This is a genomic window from Formosa bonchosmolovskayae (genome assembly GCF_051016085.1).
In the GTDB taxonomy this organism is placed as follows: Bacteria; Bacteroidota; Bacteroidia; order Flavobacteriales; family Flavobacteriaceae; genus Formosa.
In genome coordinates this window covers 2,394,892-2,411,106 of the sequence record NZ_CP174605.1, presented here as the reverse complement: position 1 = coordinate 2,411,106, position 16,215 = coordinate 2,394,892, and the positions used below count along the sequence as shown (strand labels likewise).

Sequence of the window (16,215 nt, the reverse complement as noted above, 5' to 3'; positions counted from 1 at the left end):
AGTTAATTATGGTTTAAATACATCGTGTATTTCCTTAAAAAAGGCATTTCTATTCATATAAGTTTGCCATAAAACTCTATTTTTAGATTGTAAGTCTTTAAAATCTGAAGGACTTAACTTGTTATGAAAATCCACAATACTTTGTTCAATCTCAGAAGCATTAGAACTATTAACATACACCATGTGCTTAGACCAATTAATTTTCCAATCTAACGGCAGACGACAATCTGTATCTATAAACACCGGGATTCTGCCCATAGCCAACGTTTCGTATAAGCGAACAGAAAAATTACCTACACCACGTAAACAAAAGGTATAACCTGATTGCTCTATATTTTCAAAGAATTCAAAAGTGCTTTTAATATTTTCAGCTTTCGTTCTAGCACCACCCCTATATTTATCTCTAAACACAAAATTTGGTTTTAAAGACCCACTTCTTTTTAGTTTTTTTAAAATGGTTGCTCTTTTGATACTAGATGGATAAAATGGTTGATAATCTAAATGTTGTTTTTTCAAAAAACGGTTTAGTATATTTACTTTTAAGTAAACCAAAAACTCTTTTATAGCTTTTATTACACTTAGTTGTGCATGGCCAACAAAGCCTAACGTAGGCTTATTTTTTTTTTCAATCGGATAAAACTGGGTTTTCAATGTATACTCATAAGGATCTACTATAAAAGAAGGCATTATAAACGTATTAGCATGTAATTTAGAATGAAAGCCACCAACTCTAAAATTGTAGATTTCTTTTGCATTAAATGAATACCCAAAATCTCCTCCAGTATAGATCCATAAAGGAATATTATATTCTCTGGCTAAAACTAAATACCTTGATTTAATTCCCGATTCTAAGTTTCGGATATAATTATATTCTAAAGGAAGTATAATAATATTAGCCTCTTTAATACGATCTGTAATACAATAAGATTCACTTATTGTATTGCTTTTTTTATAATGCAAATCTAATAGCATGGGAAACACATAACGCCGATGATCAGGAATTAAAAATGTTTTTTCTGTATAAATTTTTAGCATAAATTATTTTTTAACTATATATATAGTTTAATTAGATAAACATCTGTCCTCCCTTAACTTAGAAAACAAGTAACCATAAGTTTAAAAATTAATATCTTTTATACTATATTTTAATAATACTTTTAATCTTAATAACAAGCCAAATTATCAAACTTTATCAATTATTTTATTTTAAAGAATTATTCTGATTTAAAAATTTATTTTTAAAATTAACCTTATATTTTCTAAAATATGCTCTACTATACCTTATTTTACTTCTTAGAACTATATAATCTTCGTTACTAAGAAATCTAATTAAAATTCTTTTAACTAGTATATTTAAACCAAAGTACCCCAAAACAAATAATCTAATTTTCCTTTTTATTTTTTCCTTTTTATTTTTTGGAGTTTTGTTTACCCATGGAAATTTCTGGAATACAATAGGCAACTCAAGAAAATTTTGTAGTCTAATAGCATCTTCATCTTTCTTTATATCAACAGTTATAAAATTAGTTTTTCCATGAAAATACTCCATTACTCTTTCTTCGTGATTACGATATTTTTGTAGATAAATTTCAGGATACTCAAGAGTGTTTTCATGACCATAAAAATGCTTTCTTACTCGATTATTATATTGATTGGACTGATAAAAGTTTTGAACACTTAATAACCAAGATTTTTCTTCTCGCTTCAAATAAACGAATTTCACATTTAAACCCAGATTATCAATGTATTCAAATATATCGTACCATGGATCATCTTGAAAAGCATCATAGCTTTCAATATATTTATCAATATTTTTAAAATTATCATTTAGTAAATCATAATATAAATTCGTATCAGGTCCTGTAACTAAGTAACCAAGTTTTTGTAATAATAGAGCAACACTAGTCGTACCTGTTTTATGAAGACTTATGATACAAATTTTATGTTTTTTCATTTGAGTTGAAATAAAAGTTAATTTTATAATAAACAATCATATTGTTACCCGTATTTTATTTGTTTTTTTTGACAAATAGAAATTAAAAAAATTACAGTAAGTGACTATCATTTTAGGTTTAATTTCGTTTTCTCATAAAACTATTAAATTGGTATTATTTTTTTATAAAACTCAATATTTTTTTTCGTTATCTTTGTATTAGAAAATTTATTAGACACAATTTGTCTTCCTCTTTTTCCTAATCTCTCACACAATTCAGGACTATTTATAATCTTAATTATATAATCAGCATAGCTTTTATGGTCTTTTGGATTCACGGTAAATCCTGTTTCTCCATGTACCATTAATTCTTTAGCCCAACCAATGTCTGAAGTGACTAAAGCTTTTTCCATAGCTAAACTTTCTAACCAGGTCATAGGGAATGCTTCTGCAAAACTCGGTAGCGTAACAACATGTGCCGAAGCAATATAATGCTTTACATCTTTATAAGGCACTTCACCTAGAAATCGAACCTTTTTTAAGGCTTCTGCAGTCAATATGTTTTTAATTAAGTCGATTGTTGACGTTTTTGTAAACACATCTATATTATCTTTTCCCAAAAACAACAATTCTGCTTTAGGTTCTTTTTCAATTAAAAGATTAAACATATAAGCTAGCTCTAAAACACCTTTTTTTCTAACCACTGTACCAAAATATAATATCTGATTATGCTTAATCTTAGTATCTAACGGTTTAAATTGATCAACATTTATTCCATTAGGAATAACGTATAATATTTTTTCAGGTAATCGAAAAACGTGTTTTGTTACGGAAGCTGTAAATTGACTTACAGAGACTATAGTATCTGCTTTTAATAAAGCACGTTTTTCTAATAATCTATTTGTCTGTTTTTGATTACGTTTTTCTAAATAACAAAAATATCCATCACTTCCATGTAAACGAATTATAAGTGGGGTTTTAAATGTCATAAATGCTGTGATCCCTGTCCAATCCGGAGCTTCCAAAAGATCAATATTATGAATTTTAACCTCGTTGGCTATTAACTTTTGCCAAAACTTACGCTGTCTATACCAACTAAAAAAAGGATATACCGTTTTCTTTATAACAATAACCTTTACACCTTCATCATTAATACCATTGTTATGATTTTGATTTACCACAAAAATAGTAGCCTGATGTCCTGCCACTACCAGCGCACTAGCTAAATTTTTTATACTAGTCCCTAACCCTCCAGATCTTTCTAAACTAGGATGCGGGTACTCAGGGGTTATAAAGCCTATGTGCATAATAATCTTATTTTTTTATTTGAAGATCGTTTAAAATCCGTTGAGAAGCTTCGTTACCCGGTTGCTCATTAATTTTAGAAAACCAATCTTCTGCATGTCTAATCTCAATAGCTTCATTATTTAACATCCTTAACAAATCTTCTTGTATCCCATTCGGATGATTCAACCAAAATACGGACTGCTTAGTGGGCATGGATCTAAAATGCACATAATCGTAAACATGTACACCTGTTATAACTTCCATCTTTTCGTTATAATGATAGTGCATATATGCACACGGCTTATGGTGTGCCACATAATCAAATACCATAGAAGACCCCAAATTAATAACACCAGCGGTATGTTCTGCAAGATTAGATAATAGTATCGCATCCTCCGGAGTGGGTAATTTAGCATTCCATCCTGTACCTAAAGCTTCCCATAACGGAGCTATTGGAACTATAAAATCTTTAAACGCTTGCAGTACCGCATCAAAACGATCTGAAAAATCGACTGGACAGCGTCTAAATATTATTCCTAATTTATGGCCTTGACTATTTAAGTTCTTAATAGCGTTGGCAACATCTCTTAAATACATAGGATCTTGAGGGGACGTAGTAACATCGTCTCCACTAAAACAAAAATAGGTCGTCTCGCTATCTAAATGATATTGTCTGTAAAATACTGACTTAGACACTATAAGATCCGCATCATAATGGGGTTCAAATTGTGGGGTTCCCGTAACTTTAATCTGTTTTGCTTTTACAAATGGGTAATATTTTAATAACTCCGTTTTCATATGTGAACTCCACACATGATAATAGTCCGTTTCTACATCTAACATAGACTTCGGTAAATTATCCCATGAAAACACGAACCCTACAGTAGGAATTTCTAAAGCTTTTGCTGCTTCTATTGGGGCTATAGATAGTATGGCACGCTGACTCGCACTGTATACCACATCGGGCGCTTCTTGTTTTATAATATTGAGACATTCCGTGTAATATGCAGTTTGCGATTCTAACTGCCGTATCCGCTTACGAAGGCTTAAAATACCGTGCTCGGAATTGTACAATCCAATTAATACTTGGGTTAAAGCATACTTAACTAAACTTTTAATTCCAGAAGCTCTCAAAGGAAACCAATATTTATGATAAACCGTATCCTGATCTCTTCGAATAAATTGGTTTAACTCCACGCGCTTCTTGGCGTTCTTAAAACTATCGGTTAATGGATGCTGTTTAACCACTTTGGGCATCACCTCTCGCAGCCCAAGTTCCGACAAAGGTAAAGGCGTTAAATTAAGAAACACGATGTCCATATTCATGGCTTGAGCCTGTTTATAAAACGATGTGTAAACAAAGTTCCTTAAGCTGACACCATCAGGAATGATAAAGAGTATTTTTTTTGACTGACTCACAGGTCTCTGAATTGTTTTTGATGATTTAATTGCCAAACTTCCTCCTGATTAAGGCAGTCCATAAACAGCTGAGCACTATTGCCTAATCCAAATTGAGGAGCCTTTCCCTCCTGTCTTGGAGTAATTTGAACATAGGACAAAGCCTTTGCAATGGCCTCTTTTGTATAATTTACATTAATAATATCACTATGAGATACACGATTATGCTGGCGAGTTCCAATATTAATTACGGGCACGCCATAATACGGTGCTTCGCGCACACCCGCACTACTATTCCCTATAACAAATTCAGATGCTTTTAATAAAGTTAAAAAGTATTCAAACCTCAAAGATGGAAATATCCTAAACCTAGCATGATCTCTTAAACGGTTATAAGCATTTAAGATGGATTGACTTCCTAAATCATTGTTTGGAAAGATCACCACATAATTATGAGTATCGTCCAACAAGGAATCTACTAAATTATCGGCATAAGTATCCATATCTTCAAACTCTGTAGTTACGGGGTGAAACATTACAATACCGTAATCATTAAAAGGAATTTCATAATAGGCTTTTACCGTTTCTAAATCCGGTAGGTTATTAGAAAACATGATATCCACATCTGGAGAACCGATTTCAAAAATAGCATCCTCTAATTCCCCCATTTGCATCAAACGTTTTTTAGCTTCCGCATTAGATACAAAATGCACATGACTCATTTTACTGGTGGCATGTCGAATCAATTCATCTATAGTTCCAGATACTTCTCCACCTTCTATGTGAGCCACTAAAATATTATTTAAACTCCCTACTATAGCACCTGCTAAGGCTTCTACCCGATCGCCATGTATGATAATTAAATCTGGCTGGCAGGTCTTAACATATTCCGACAATCCTGTTATGGTTTTTGCTAAAGTAAGATCCATTGTCGTTTCATCAGTATGATTTTCAAACGTATAGACATTAGAAAAACCACAGCGTTCAATCTCTACCAAAGTATAGCCATAAGTATGTTGCAAATGCATCCCCGTTACAAATACATAGGGTGTAAATGCAACAGCGTCTTCGACAATTTCAATAAGAGATTTTATTTTTCCGAAATCGGCGCGTGTGCCTGTTAAAAACAGGATATTTTTCATAATTAGGTTGACTCTAAATGGATACTAGCGTGTGATTCGCAAATCAAGGGGTCAAGATACTAATTTTAATGTATTTCTCTAGGTCTAAATAAGTTTACATAATTGTTTTTTCTCTAAAAACAGAAGTCTAGCTTTTTAGCACCTTGGGGATATAACACACCCCTAACCCCTCTCTAGAGGGGAATACTCAAACCCTAAAATATACAGGCCAATATAATAAGTAGAATAAATCACTTATAAAACCACAATGCAACTCCCCTCTCGCGAGGGGCCGGGGGTGTGTCCACTATACCCTAAACAAAACAAGAATCAAAATCACTTTCCCCTAATCAATAAAAAAAACTCACAATCCAACTCCCCTCTCGAGAGGGGCCGGGGGTGTGTCCACAATACCCAAAAACAAAACAAGAATCAAAATTAAACTCCCCTAATCACTTTAAAAACCACAATGCAACTCCCCTCTCGAGAGGGGCCGGGGGTGTGTCCAATACACCCTAAAACAAAATAAAACAAGAACCACAATCACACCCTAATAATCACTTAAGTAACCGCAATGCAACTCCCCTCTAGAGAGGGGCCGGGGTGTGTCCCACTTCACAAGAACTCATCTACATCTCTTTCTCATAATCCTCAATATAATCTAAAATCGCCCGAAGCACACTTTCCATCTGAGTTTTAACCTCTGTATCGGTAAAACGTAATACAGATACGCCTAGTTGATTCAATCTCTTTTCTTTAATTTCATCTTTACGTTGTACTTCAATAGGTTCATGAGTAAAACCATCTACCTCAATCGCTAACATCAATTCATAACAAAAAAAGTCAACTATAAAGCGATCAATTGGTTTTTGCCTATGAAAATCGTAGCCATGCATTTGTTTACCTTTAAGTTTTAACCATAAATAAATCTCTGCCTTAGTAGAGTTGTTTCTCAGCGATCTAGCATAGGCTTTTAACTTTGGGTCGTAAGGAATAATCTTTCGCTTTTTCATAGCGTATTTAGGTTTACACCTAAATTTACAATTTTATTAGGACATACTTGGTATTGCTTACTCTTGCATATAACACACCCCTAACCCCTCTCTAGAGGAGAATACTCAAACCCTGAAATTTATAGGTCTATATAATAAGCAGAATAAATCACTAAAATAACCGCAATCAAATGCCCCTCTCGAGAGGGGCCAGGGGTGTGTTCACTATACCCAAAATAAAACAAGAATCAAAATCACACCCTACTAATCACTAAAAAAACCGCAATCAAACTCCCCTCTAGAGAGGGGCCAGGGGTGTGTCCAATACACCCAAAAATAAAACTAGAATCACAATCACACCCTCCCAATCAATAAAAAAAACCCACAATCCAACTCCCCTCTCGAGAGGGGTCAGGGGTGTGTCCACAATACCCAAAACAAAATAAAACAAGAATCACAATCAAACTCCCCTAATCACTTTAAAAACCACAATGCAACTCCCCTCTTGAGAGGGGCCGGGGGTGTGTCCACAATACCCAAAAACAAAATAAAACAAGAATCAAAATCACACCCTACTAATCACTAAAAAAAACCGCAATCCAACTCCCCTCTCGAGAGGGGCCGGGGGTGTGTCCACAATACCCTAAACAAAATAAAACAAGAATCAAATTCACGCCCTACTAATCACTAAAAAAACCGCAATCAAACTCCCCTCTCGAGAGGGGCCGGGGGTGTGTCCAATACACCCTAAAACAAAACAAGAATCAAAATCACACCCTACTAATCACTTTAAAAACCGCAATCCAACTCCCCTCTTGAGAGGGGCCGGGGGTGTGTCCACTATACCCCAAAATAAAACAAGAATCACAACCAAACTCCTCTAATCACCAAAAAAAACCGCAATCCAACTCCCCTCTAGAGAGGGGCCGGGGGTGTGTCCAATACACCCTAAAATATAATAAAACAAGAATCAAAATCACACCCTACTAATCACTAAAAAAAACCGCAATCAAACTCCCCTCTTGAGAGGGGCCGGGGGTGTGTCCACAATACCCAAAAACAAAATAAAACAAGAATCAAAATCACACCCTACTAATCACTAAAAAAAACCGCAATCCAACTCCCCTCTTGAGAGGGGCCAGGGGTGTGTCCACTATACCCTAAAACAAAACAAGAATCAAAATCACACCCTACTAATCACTTAAAAAACCGCAATCCAACTCCCCTCTCGAGAGGGGCCGGGGGTGTGTCCTTCTACTCCACATCTTCCAACCTCAACTGCACATCATCAGGTAAATCAACCTTAGCACTTTTACCTAGAATATCATCAAACTGCTCTGCAAGAATCTCACCCGTCCCCGGGCGTTTTACCCAAATATTGTCCTTAGTAAACACCTCCCCTTTTTTAACCGGAGCAATAGTACATACGGTAGCAAAAGCAAAATCTATAGTTACCTGTTCTTCTTTTGCTGGTGCCTTGGTGCCGCCTCGCATTTGTGCCATTTCCGCACTGTTTACTATAAGATCTTTACACGCTTGCTCATCCATACTACAAATAATATCCGGACCAGTGCGTTGCATATGATCTGTAAAATGACGTTCTAAAATACTCGCCCCCAAAGCTACAGCCCCTAAGCACGCATTATTATTTAGGGTATGATCGCTTAACCCAAAGACTTTATCAGGAAAAGCATCGTGTAATTCTTGCATCGCTCCAAAACGCACCAAATGGATAGGAGTCGGATATAAATTAGTGGTATGCAATAAAGCAACGGGCACGTCATATTTATCAAAAATAGCGACTGCTTTTTTCACACTCTCTATCGTATTCATACCTGTACTTAAAATTACAGGCTTACCAAATTGTGCAATATGCTCTAGTAACGGATAATTATTACATTCTCCAGATCCAATTTTATAGGCAGGAATATCAAAGCGCTTTAAACGCTCGGCTGCAGCTCTTGAAAATGGGGTAGAAATAAAAATCATTCCCTTACTTTCAACATACGTTTTTAGAGCCAATTCATCGGCTTCGTTTAAAGCACATCGTGCCATAATATCGTATATCGATATATCAGCATTTCCAGGGATCACTTTTTTAGCAGCACCACTCATTTCATCGGCTACGATATGTGTTTGATGTTTTATCATTTCAGCCCCAGCCCGATATGCAGCATCAACCATGGCTTTAGCCACTGATAAAGAACCTTCATGGTTAATTCCTATTTCTGCAATAACTAATGGCGGATAATCTTGACCAATTTTTCGGCCTGAAATTTCTATATATGGATTCATGTATAATAACGTTTAATCTATGAGGTAAACATAAGAAATTGTAATAAAGGAATAAAGCAGATTAAAAAATAATATACAGATGGTAAAATAGAAGTTTTACTTATAATTTTCCTAATACTTATAATATATTAGCAATTCGCTTTTAATCACAAATTTTAAATGTTATTCAATTCCTTAGATTTTGCCATATTTCTGCCTATTGTTTTTATTTTATATTGGTTTGTTTGTAATAAAAGTTTAAAACTACAAAATGTATTAATTGTAATAGCGAGCTATGTCTTTTATGGTTGGTGGGACTGGCGATTTTTATCTTTAATAGCGTTTAGCACCATTGTAGATTACGCTATTGGTGTGGCCTTATCTAAACAAAAACACCAGACTAAACGTAAAATATTACTGTGGACCAGCATATTAATTAACTTGGGCTTTTTAGGCTTCTTTAAATACTACAATTTCTTTCTAGACAATTTTATTGAAGCCTTTTCTCTCTTCGGTACTAAAATACGAGCCAATACCTTAAATATAATACTACCTGTGGGAATCAGTTTCTATACGTTCCAGACCTTAAGTTACACCATAGACGTGTATAAGAGAAAACTAGACCCCACTAAAGATCTCGTGGCTTTTACCGCTTTTGTAAGTTTCTTTCCTCAATTGGTGGCAGGCCCAATAGAACGAGCTTCAAATTTATTACCCCAATTTTATAAAAAGAGAACATTCCAGTATGCAAAAGCAGTTGATGGTATGCGACAAATACTTTGGGGCTTATTTAAAAAGATAGTTATTGCCGATAATTGCGCACAATATGCTAACGATATATTTAATAATTACGATACATACTCAGGAAGCACTTTATTATTAGGGGCAGTATTTTTCACATTCCAAATTTATGGAGACTTCTCTGGATATTCTGATATTGCCATTGGAACCTCCAGATTGTTTGGATTTAATTTAAAACAGAATTTTGCCACACCCTATTTCTCCAGAGATATGGCCGAATTTTGGCGACGCTGGCATATATCATTATCCACTTGGTTTAGAGACTATGTGTACATTCCGCTAGGTGGTTCTAGAGGATCTAAATGGAATCAGGTCAGAAACGTATTTATCATATTTATAGTAAGCGGCTTTTGGCATGGCGCCAATTGGACCTTTATAGTTTGGGGCGCTTTAAATGCTATCTATGTTTTACCCATGTTACTTTCTGGGAATAACCGGAACAATCTAGATATTGTTGCTCAAGGCAAGTACTTACCAAGTTTAAAAGAATTTCTATCTATAACGCTAACATTTGGATTAACGGTATTGGCTTGGATTTTCTTTAGAGCAGAAAACTTGAGTCATGCTATAAATTATATAAATCAAATAGCGTCACTAACTTTATTTCAATTTCCCGTCTTTTCAAATGATGATTTTGTAAAACCCATTTACTTATTAATCTTATGTTTTATGTTTATAGAATGGCTAGGTCGTGAAAACAAATATGCAATAGAAAAATTTTTATTAAACAAGAATCGATTTATTAGATGGAGTTTTTACTGCTTCTTAATATATAGTTTAGGAATGTTTATGGTGACTAATGAAACGCCTTTTATTTACTTTCAATTTTAAAATTTTATGAAAAGGTTTCTAACTAATATTCTATACTTTTTTATTATCTCAACTATTTCATACTTTGGTTTAGTTGTAATATCTGGTAAGCTTTTGCGATCTGATTTTCGACCAAATTTGCCCGATGACATAAATTCATCAAACCTGTTAAGAAGAAAATTATCTGAAATAGAAAATTATAAGAATGTTGATATTTTATTTTTAGGATCTTCACATGCTTATCGAGGTTTTGACGTTAGATTATTTAAAAAAAATAATTTCACATCCTTTAATCTGGGTTCATCCTCTCAAACTCCAATACAAACTGAATTAATTTTAAGCACGTATCTGGATGAGATTTCCCCTAAGTTAGTTGTATTTGAAGTATATCCGGCGGTTTTTTGCGCAGATGGAGCAGAAAGTGGTATTGATTTTATTTTAAATGATTTAAAATCCTTTAAATCTGCTAGACTTATAAACAACTTAAAAATATACAACCTATTTATTTACAACTTTTTTAAAAAACACATAGAGAATGATAACTCGAAAAAAAACAATATAATTTCTAATCCAAATTATATTAAAGGAGGTTTTTTAGAGAGGAAAAACGCATATTTTAAGTATTCCAGTTACAAAGACTCCAAATGGAAGTTTAAGCCCTATCAAATTCAGGCATTCAAAGATATTTTAGACTTTTTGGAAAAAAATGAGCAACCTTATATATTAGTACAAGCTCCTATAACAAGGTCTTTTTATAATAGTCATACAAACAATGAAACATTTGATTCTATAATGTCAGAACGGTCAAAATATGTAAATTTCAACAAATTAATAAAATTGAATGACTCTCTACATTTTTACGACAACAATCATTTAAATCAAAAAGGAGTTGAATTATTTAACACAGAACTTATAAAGGTTATGAAAAAAGATATGAGTTTAACTAAACTATTTAATTAATAAATAAAATAACTACAGAGTCAAAAATTTTATTCTTCACTACTGTACCTATTAATTAAAAACTCAGCATAATCAAAATCTTCTTGAGTATCTATATCAACTTTGGCATAAGGATGACTAACAATAAATGGTAAAGCATCTTTAGTCATGATTTCTCCTGCATTAATAGCGTTTACATCTGTGATATACAATAGACCATTTTCGAAGTATAAGGGTTCTAAATCCTGACTCCGTTGCCCCGGTGTATAATTAAATGGCAAAAACTGATTATCTACAATTTTACCTAATTTGTCGTGATTACGACTTACAGAGAATACACTTGCACAATGTTTAGCTTTAAATTGTGAATACATATCTTTAAACAATGTTTTAGGACGTAATGGATTAGTGGGTTGTAATAATACTACAGTATGTATAGTATCATCTCCTAACTGATTTAAAACATGTTGCAAAGCACTAATAGTAGGTTCTAAATCTCCCGACAGCGCTTTTGGCCGATCTATAACCTTTGCTCCATAAGACATAGCCACCCGTTTTATTTCAACATCATCAGTACTTACATACACGTCGTCTATTTCAGATTGTTCTATAGCATATCGTATACTATGAGCGATTAAAGGAATACCGTCTAACGCTAAAAGATTCTTAAATGGCAATCGTTTAGACCCGCCTCGCGCTGGAATTACTACTATTGTTTTCATATTAGTACGATTCTGCCTCAAATTTAGAGAGTCCCTTATTCATTAAATATAATTTCCAAATATATTTTTTAAAAAACAACTTAGAAAACAATCCTTGGACCGACCGAACAAAAGCAGAACACTCCCTATATTCAGATAATTTAAGTCCTTCCGTACCTAGATTTTTATATTGTTTTTGCTCGTTTAAGAACTCTTCCATCCATAATTCTAAAGTGTTACCCATGTGATACGTATAATTATCTAGAGTTGATAATCTCCAAAATCCTTTTTTAGCAATTGGGTAATCTAAATGTTGCTCTACAGCATTTCCTCCTAAAAAATACGCATCATTTGAATTATTCAAAGTTTTAAATAAATCTCCTCTATAAGTCGCAACAAAATGACCTGAACCAACAACTGCATTAATCCCTGTAACAGATTTAATAGTTAGATATTTAGTTAAATGAATATCTTTATACAAATTATTATTCCCTATACTATCGGAAAACATTTTCAGTGCTTTAGGATCTTTTACTTTTGAAAACTTCAAGGAGTTTGAAAACAGCATATCAAAAAACAAGGCACTTGAATGGTATTTTATTAATTTAGGATTTGGTGTCGTAGTTACAACACCAGCCTTTGGAAAAGCATTAAATATTCTATAAGTCGCATTTTGCCACCCCTGAACAAATAAAACATCCCCATCAACCAGACTAACTAAATCAAATTTATGTCCAGCGACACCTTTTACAATTGCATTTATTTTTCCAATACTAGTAGTATGAATTAATTCATGTATTTTACCTTCTTCTTTTAATTCGTCTAAAAATTTTACAACCTCATCACAACTTCCATTATTAACTACAGTAAAATAAGTTTTATCGTGAGTAGTTTCAATTAAAGATCCCAAACAACACTTAAGTATTAATAAACTATCTTTAAAATAGTCTTTCATATGAGGAATATAAACAGGAACCACAACTTGATGAAAAAAATTATGTTTACTTAGAGGTTTATCCTTATTAGGGTTAAATCCTATTCTCATACCTTAATTTTTTATTGATAATTTATACCCCTTTAATGTGTTTTTTAATGGAGTGACATTTAAATTATTAATCAAACGTTTAACACCAATTATAATATTGGTATAATATTGTTGCTTTAAAACATATCTAGAAAAATGTTTTCTTAAGAAATAATAATATAAAATTTCTTTTTCTAAAGCAACATTTACTTGTTTCTTCATATCACGTTGCCCGCCAATAGGCGCATGTAAATGTTCTACTAAAATATCGGGTTGGAAATAAATATTAGCTCCAGCCTGTAATAACCGCATGCCGTAATCCCAATCGTCCCCCCAAATGGTATAGGTTTCATCAAAATAAAACCCTGCGTCTTTAAAGGTTTGAGATTTCACGATATTTAAACCTGAGCACACTTGTAATCTAAAACGCCCTTTAGAAAAATTGTTTGGCTTGGCAATAGTATCCAACATACTGCTATACTTAACATCCTCCTTATCCATACCATCAAAGGCAATTCCTGGTATTAATACATCAATAATATTAGGTGTTAAATGTTCTATGATCTTCTTAAAAGCTAACTCTTGTATTCTCAAATCGTCATCTAAAAAAAACAACCATTCCTCATTTTTATAATGCTCTAAAGCTAAATTTCGTGAATGATTAACACTTTTAGACTTATCTCCTTTTACAACTTGATAGGCATAATTTAAAGGTAATTCCTTTAAAGCGTCTTCAATACATGGTTCTGTTTGATCTACAATAACGACCTGCGATATATAAGAACTGAATGCTTTTAAATCTATTAATAAGTTTTTTAAACACTCTAAACGTTCTCTTGTAGGTATAACTAGAAAAAAATTATTCATTAAATAATACTTATTTTGCTGTTAATCTTTTCACAGTATTAAACACATGCACTCTTTTTAGCACCTTTGCCACTCCTGTTTTAAAATTTCTAAATAAAAAATCAAATGTACCATAAATTCCTAATGCATTATAGTATAATTTATTGACTTTAATCCACCGCTTATAAGAAGGTATATTATAATAGGCCATTTCAAGCTTCTTTAGTAAGATCTGTTTTTGCTTTGTAGAAAACACATAAGAGTAATTATGAAAAAGATATTCCATAAACTGAAAAGTCCCTTTATTTTTGGCTACATAATGTTGGGAATCTCCTGTTATATTTAATTTCGAAACTCTAACAGAAACATAAGCTGTATTAATAGAATAAATAGATTGATTATTAGAAAATTCAAATACCGCCATATCATCGGTATGCCAAGCTAAATTAAAAGGTTGAAAGCCTTTCTCTAAAACGGTAGCTTTTTTAAACACATATTCACTCAAAGAGCTACGTGTCTTTTTGCTAAATTTTCTTTCAAAAAAGTCTACCGCAGTTTCCTTTTCTGGATGTACAAATTGTTTCGAAGTTTGAACTCCTTTTTCATTAACAACATACGTAGACCACCGTATAACTTCTGCACCGTATTGTTCTATTTTTGGAAATGCCTCATAAAAAGAAGCGACAAAATTACTAGAAATCATATCGTCATCACCCAAAATTTGTATCCATTCTTCGTTCTGTACTAAAGCCAGACAGCGTTTCCACTGTAGTACTAAAGACGTACCTCCTAAATTTTCACTAAACGATTTATAAACAATAGACATCTGGCCTTTAAACTCTTCGATTAGTTCATGTGGATTCTCTGGACTAGCATCATTTCCAATGTATACTGTAAAACGCTTATCAGTTTGATTTGCTAAAGACTTTAAAGTATCCTTTAAAAAAGTATACTTGTAATATGGAATTATAATGGCTAACATTTATATAGTTAATAGTTTTATAAGAAATTATTTTTTAAGTAATATTAACTTTTTAATTGCTCCCCAATTATATAGTACTGGATATTGTCTTAAAATGGTGCGTTTCCTTTCCGCTTTAGGAAGGTGGCTTAACAAAATTAAAAATGCTATGTGAGAACTAATAAATCCAAACTTTTTTTTTAATTTAATTTTGTAATTAATAAATTTATTATCAGCAGTATCACTCCATAAGTCTAAATATTGATCAACATTATGAATTATATTAAATTTTTTTAAAGCTACTGCTCTAAAAAAATCGCCATCCTCTTTTTTAAACTTTAAAAACTCTGCTTTTAAAGACTCTTTGCTATATTTAATTTTAAAATACCTACCTGAGCAATTGTTTAATAGACTTAAATCTAATTTATCTTTAACATACCCATCTCCACAAGATTCAAAATAGGTTCTATTATCATAAATAACTACAGGTCTCCCACAAGCCATAGCTTCATACGCACTTCTGCCTAACCCTACGACCAGATCTGCGTTATTTATAGAGTCCTCAATGTTCCAAACTGCATTTTCAAATTTATAAGCTTGGAGATATTTAATATTTAAATCTTCACAAACACTTTTAATAAAATTGTTAGCTTCTTCTGAATGGCAAAGACTAAGAACTTTATTCAATTGTTTATTTATATCTTTTTTAGAATAAAATCTATTTGTATTAATACCATTATATATAATACGACTGTCAAATCCTAAATTACATAAGTGATTTTTGACCTCCTGCGATATGGCAACATGAGCATCGGCTAGAAAATAAGGTTGTTCAAGAGTAGGGAAAATTCCATGACATGTTTGAATAATAAAACCTTTTTTATATAATTCATGTATGCATGTATAATGATTAGCTAAAATAAGGTCATACTTTGGTAAGGACATAAATTGAACAAATAGTTCTTGTTCTATTCGCTCTGAAACATCTCCCTTCTCAAAAGTGAAATACTCTACATATATATTATTCCTACTTTTTAATTCTTCTATTAGAGTATAAGTGAAAGTTTCAGAGCCACCTAATTTACTTAATCTAGCATTAGCAACTAAAATATTTATTATAGCTTTCAT

The 16,215-nt window shown here is 32.7% G+C and carries 14 protein-coding genes; 2 read left to right on the top strand and 12 right to left on the bottom strand.

What is annotated here, in order from left to right; all coding sequences use genetic code 11:
- Positions 1 to 6: 6 nt before the first annotated feature.
- From ACKC83_RS10305 to ACKC83_RS10275, 7 genes are all read right to left on the bottom strand, one after another.
- On the bottom strand, positions 7 to 1,035 hold the full coding sequence (locus ACKC83_RS10305) for an exostosin domain-containing protein (protein ID WP_434035430.1): 1,029 nt from the start codon (positions 1,033 to 1,035) through the stop codon (positions 7 to 9).
- Between the two features lie 166 nt (positions 1,036 to 1,201).
- Complete coding sequence (locus ACKC83_RS10300) at positions 1,202 to 1,954, bottom strand: sulfotransferase (RefSeq protein ID WP_434035429.1); 753 nt, start codon at positions 1,952 to 1,954, stop codon at positions 1,202 to 1,204.
- Between the two features lie 143 nt (positions 1,955 to 2,097).
- On the bottom strand, positions 2,098 to 3,240 hold the full coding sequence (locus tag ACKC83_RS10295; RefSeq protein WP_434035428.1) for a glycosyltransferase family 4 protein: 1,143 nt from the start codon (positions 3,238 to 3,240) through the stop codon (positions 2,098 to 2,100).
- A gap of 7 nt (positions 3,241 to 3,247) precedes the next feature.
- Positions 3,248 to 4,639: a UDP-glycosyltransferase gene (locus ACKC83_RS10290; protein ID WP_434035427.1), complete on the bottom strand. Its 1,392-nt coding sequence runs from the start codon at positions 4,637 to 4,639 to the stop codon at positions 3,248 to 3,250.
- On the bottom strand, positions 4,636 to 5,760 hold the full coding sequence (gene neuC, locus ACKC83_RS10285) for a UDP-N-acetylglucosamine 2-epimerase (RefSeq protein ID WP_434035426.1): 1,125 nt from the start codon (positions 5,758 to 5,760) through the stop codon (positions 4,636 to 4,638). The genes ACKC83_RS10290 and neuC overlap by 4 nt, the downstream gene beginning before the upstream one ends.
- Before the next feature lie 608 nt (positions 5,761 to 6,368).
- Positions 6,369 to 6,752, bottom strand: coding sequence for an endonuclease domain-containing protein (locus ACKC83_RS10280; protein WP_434035425.1), 384 nt, complete (start codon positions 6,750 to 6,752; stop codon positions 6,369 to 6,371).
- A gap of 1,233 nt (positions 6,753 to 7,985) precedes the next feature.
- Positions 7,986 to 9,026 carry an N-acetylneuraminate synthase family protein gene (locus ACKC83_RS10275; RefSeq protein WP_434035424.1) on the bottom strand — a complete coding sequence of 347 codons (1,041 nt, stop codon included), beginning with the start codon at positions 9,024 to 9,026 and terminating at the stop codon, positions 7,986 to 7,988.
- Between the two features lie 159 nt (positions 9,027 to 9,185).
- Here ACKC83_RS10275 and ACKC83_RS10270 point away from each other — a divergent pair, with 159 nt between their 5' ends.
- Both ACKC83_RS10270 and ACKC83_RS10265 read left to right on the top strand, forming a co-directional pair.
- Positions 9,186 to 10,637 (top strand): MBOAT family O-acyltransferase, encoded by a 1,452-nt coding sequence (locus tag ACKC83_RS10270; RefSeq protein WP_434035423.1) that lies wholly within the window; start codon positions 9,186 to 9,188, stop codon positions 10,635 to 10,637.
- A 6-nt stretch (positions 10,638 to 10,643) separates the two neighbouring features.
- Positions 10,644 to 11,576 carry a hypothetical protein gene (locus ACKC83_RS10265; protein ID WP_434035422.1) on the top strand — a complete coding sequence of 311 codons (933 nt, stop codon included), beginning with the start codon at positions 10,644 to 10,646 and terminating at the stop codon, positions 11,574 to 11,576.
- Between the two features lie 29 nt (positions 11,577 to 11,605).
- On the opposite strand, the gene ACKC83_RS10260 is transcribed toward ACKC83_RS10265, so the two are convergent.
- From ACKC83_RS10260 to ACKC83_RS10240, 5 genes are read right to left on the bottom strand one after another with little or no spacing between them, the layout of a single operon-like run.
- Complete coding sequence (locus tag ACKC83_RS10260) at positions 11,606 to 12,277, bottom strand: cytidylyltransferase domain-containing protein (protein WP_434035421.1); 672 nt, start codon at positions 12,275 to 12,277, stop codon at positions 11,606 to 11,608.
- Between the two features lies 1 nt (position 12,278).
- On the bottom strand, positions 12,279 to 13,301 hold the full coding sequence (locus tag ACKC83_RS10255; protein WP_434035420.1) for a glycosyltransferase family A protein: 1,023 nt from the start codon (positions 13,299 to 13,301) through the stop codon (positions 12,279 to 12,281).
- Between the two features lie 3 nt (positions 13,302 to 13,304).
- Positions 13,305 to 14,147: a glycosyltransferase family 2 protein gene (locus tag ACKC83_RS10250; RefSeq protein ID WP_434035419.1), complete on the bottom strand. Its 843-nt coding sequence runs from the start codon at positions 14,145 to 14,147 to the stop codon at positions 13,305 to 13,307.
- A 10-nt stretch (positions 14,148 to 14,157) separates the two neighbouring features.
- Complete coding sequence (locus ACKC83_RS10245; RefSeq protein ID WP_434035418.1) at positions 14,158 to 15,108, bottom strand: glycosyltransferase family 2 protein; 951 nt, start codon at positions 15,106 to 15,108, stop codon at positions 14,158 to 14,160.
- 27 nt (positions 15,109 to 15,135) lie between these two features.
- Positions 15,136 to 16,215, bottom strand: a complete 1,080-nt coding sequence (locus ACKC83_RS10240) for a glycosyltransferase (RefSeq protein ID WP_434035417.1) — start codon at positions 16,213 to 16,215, stop codon at positions 15,136 to 15,138.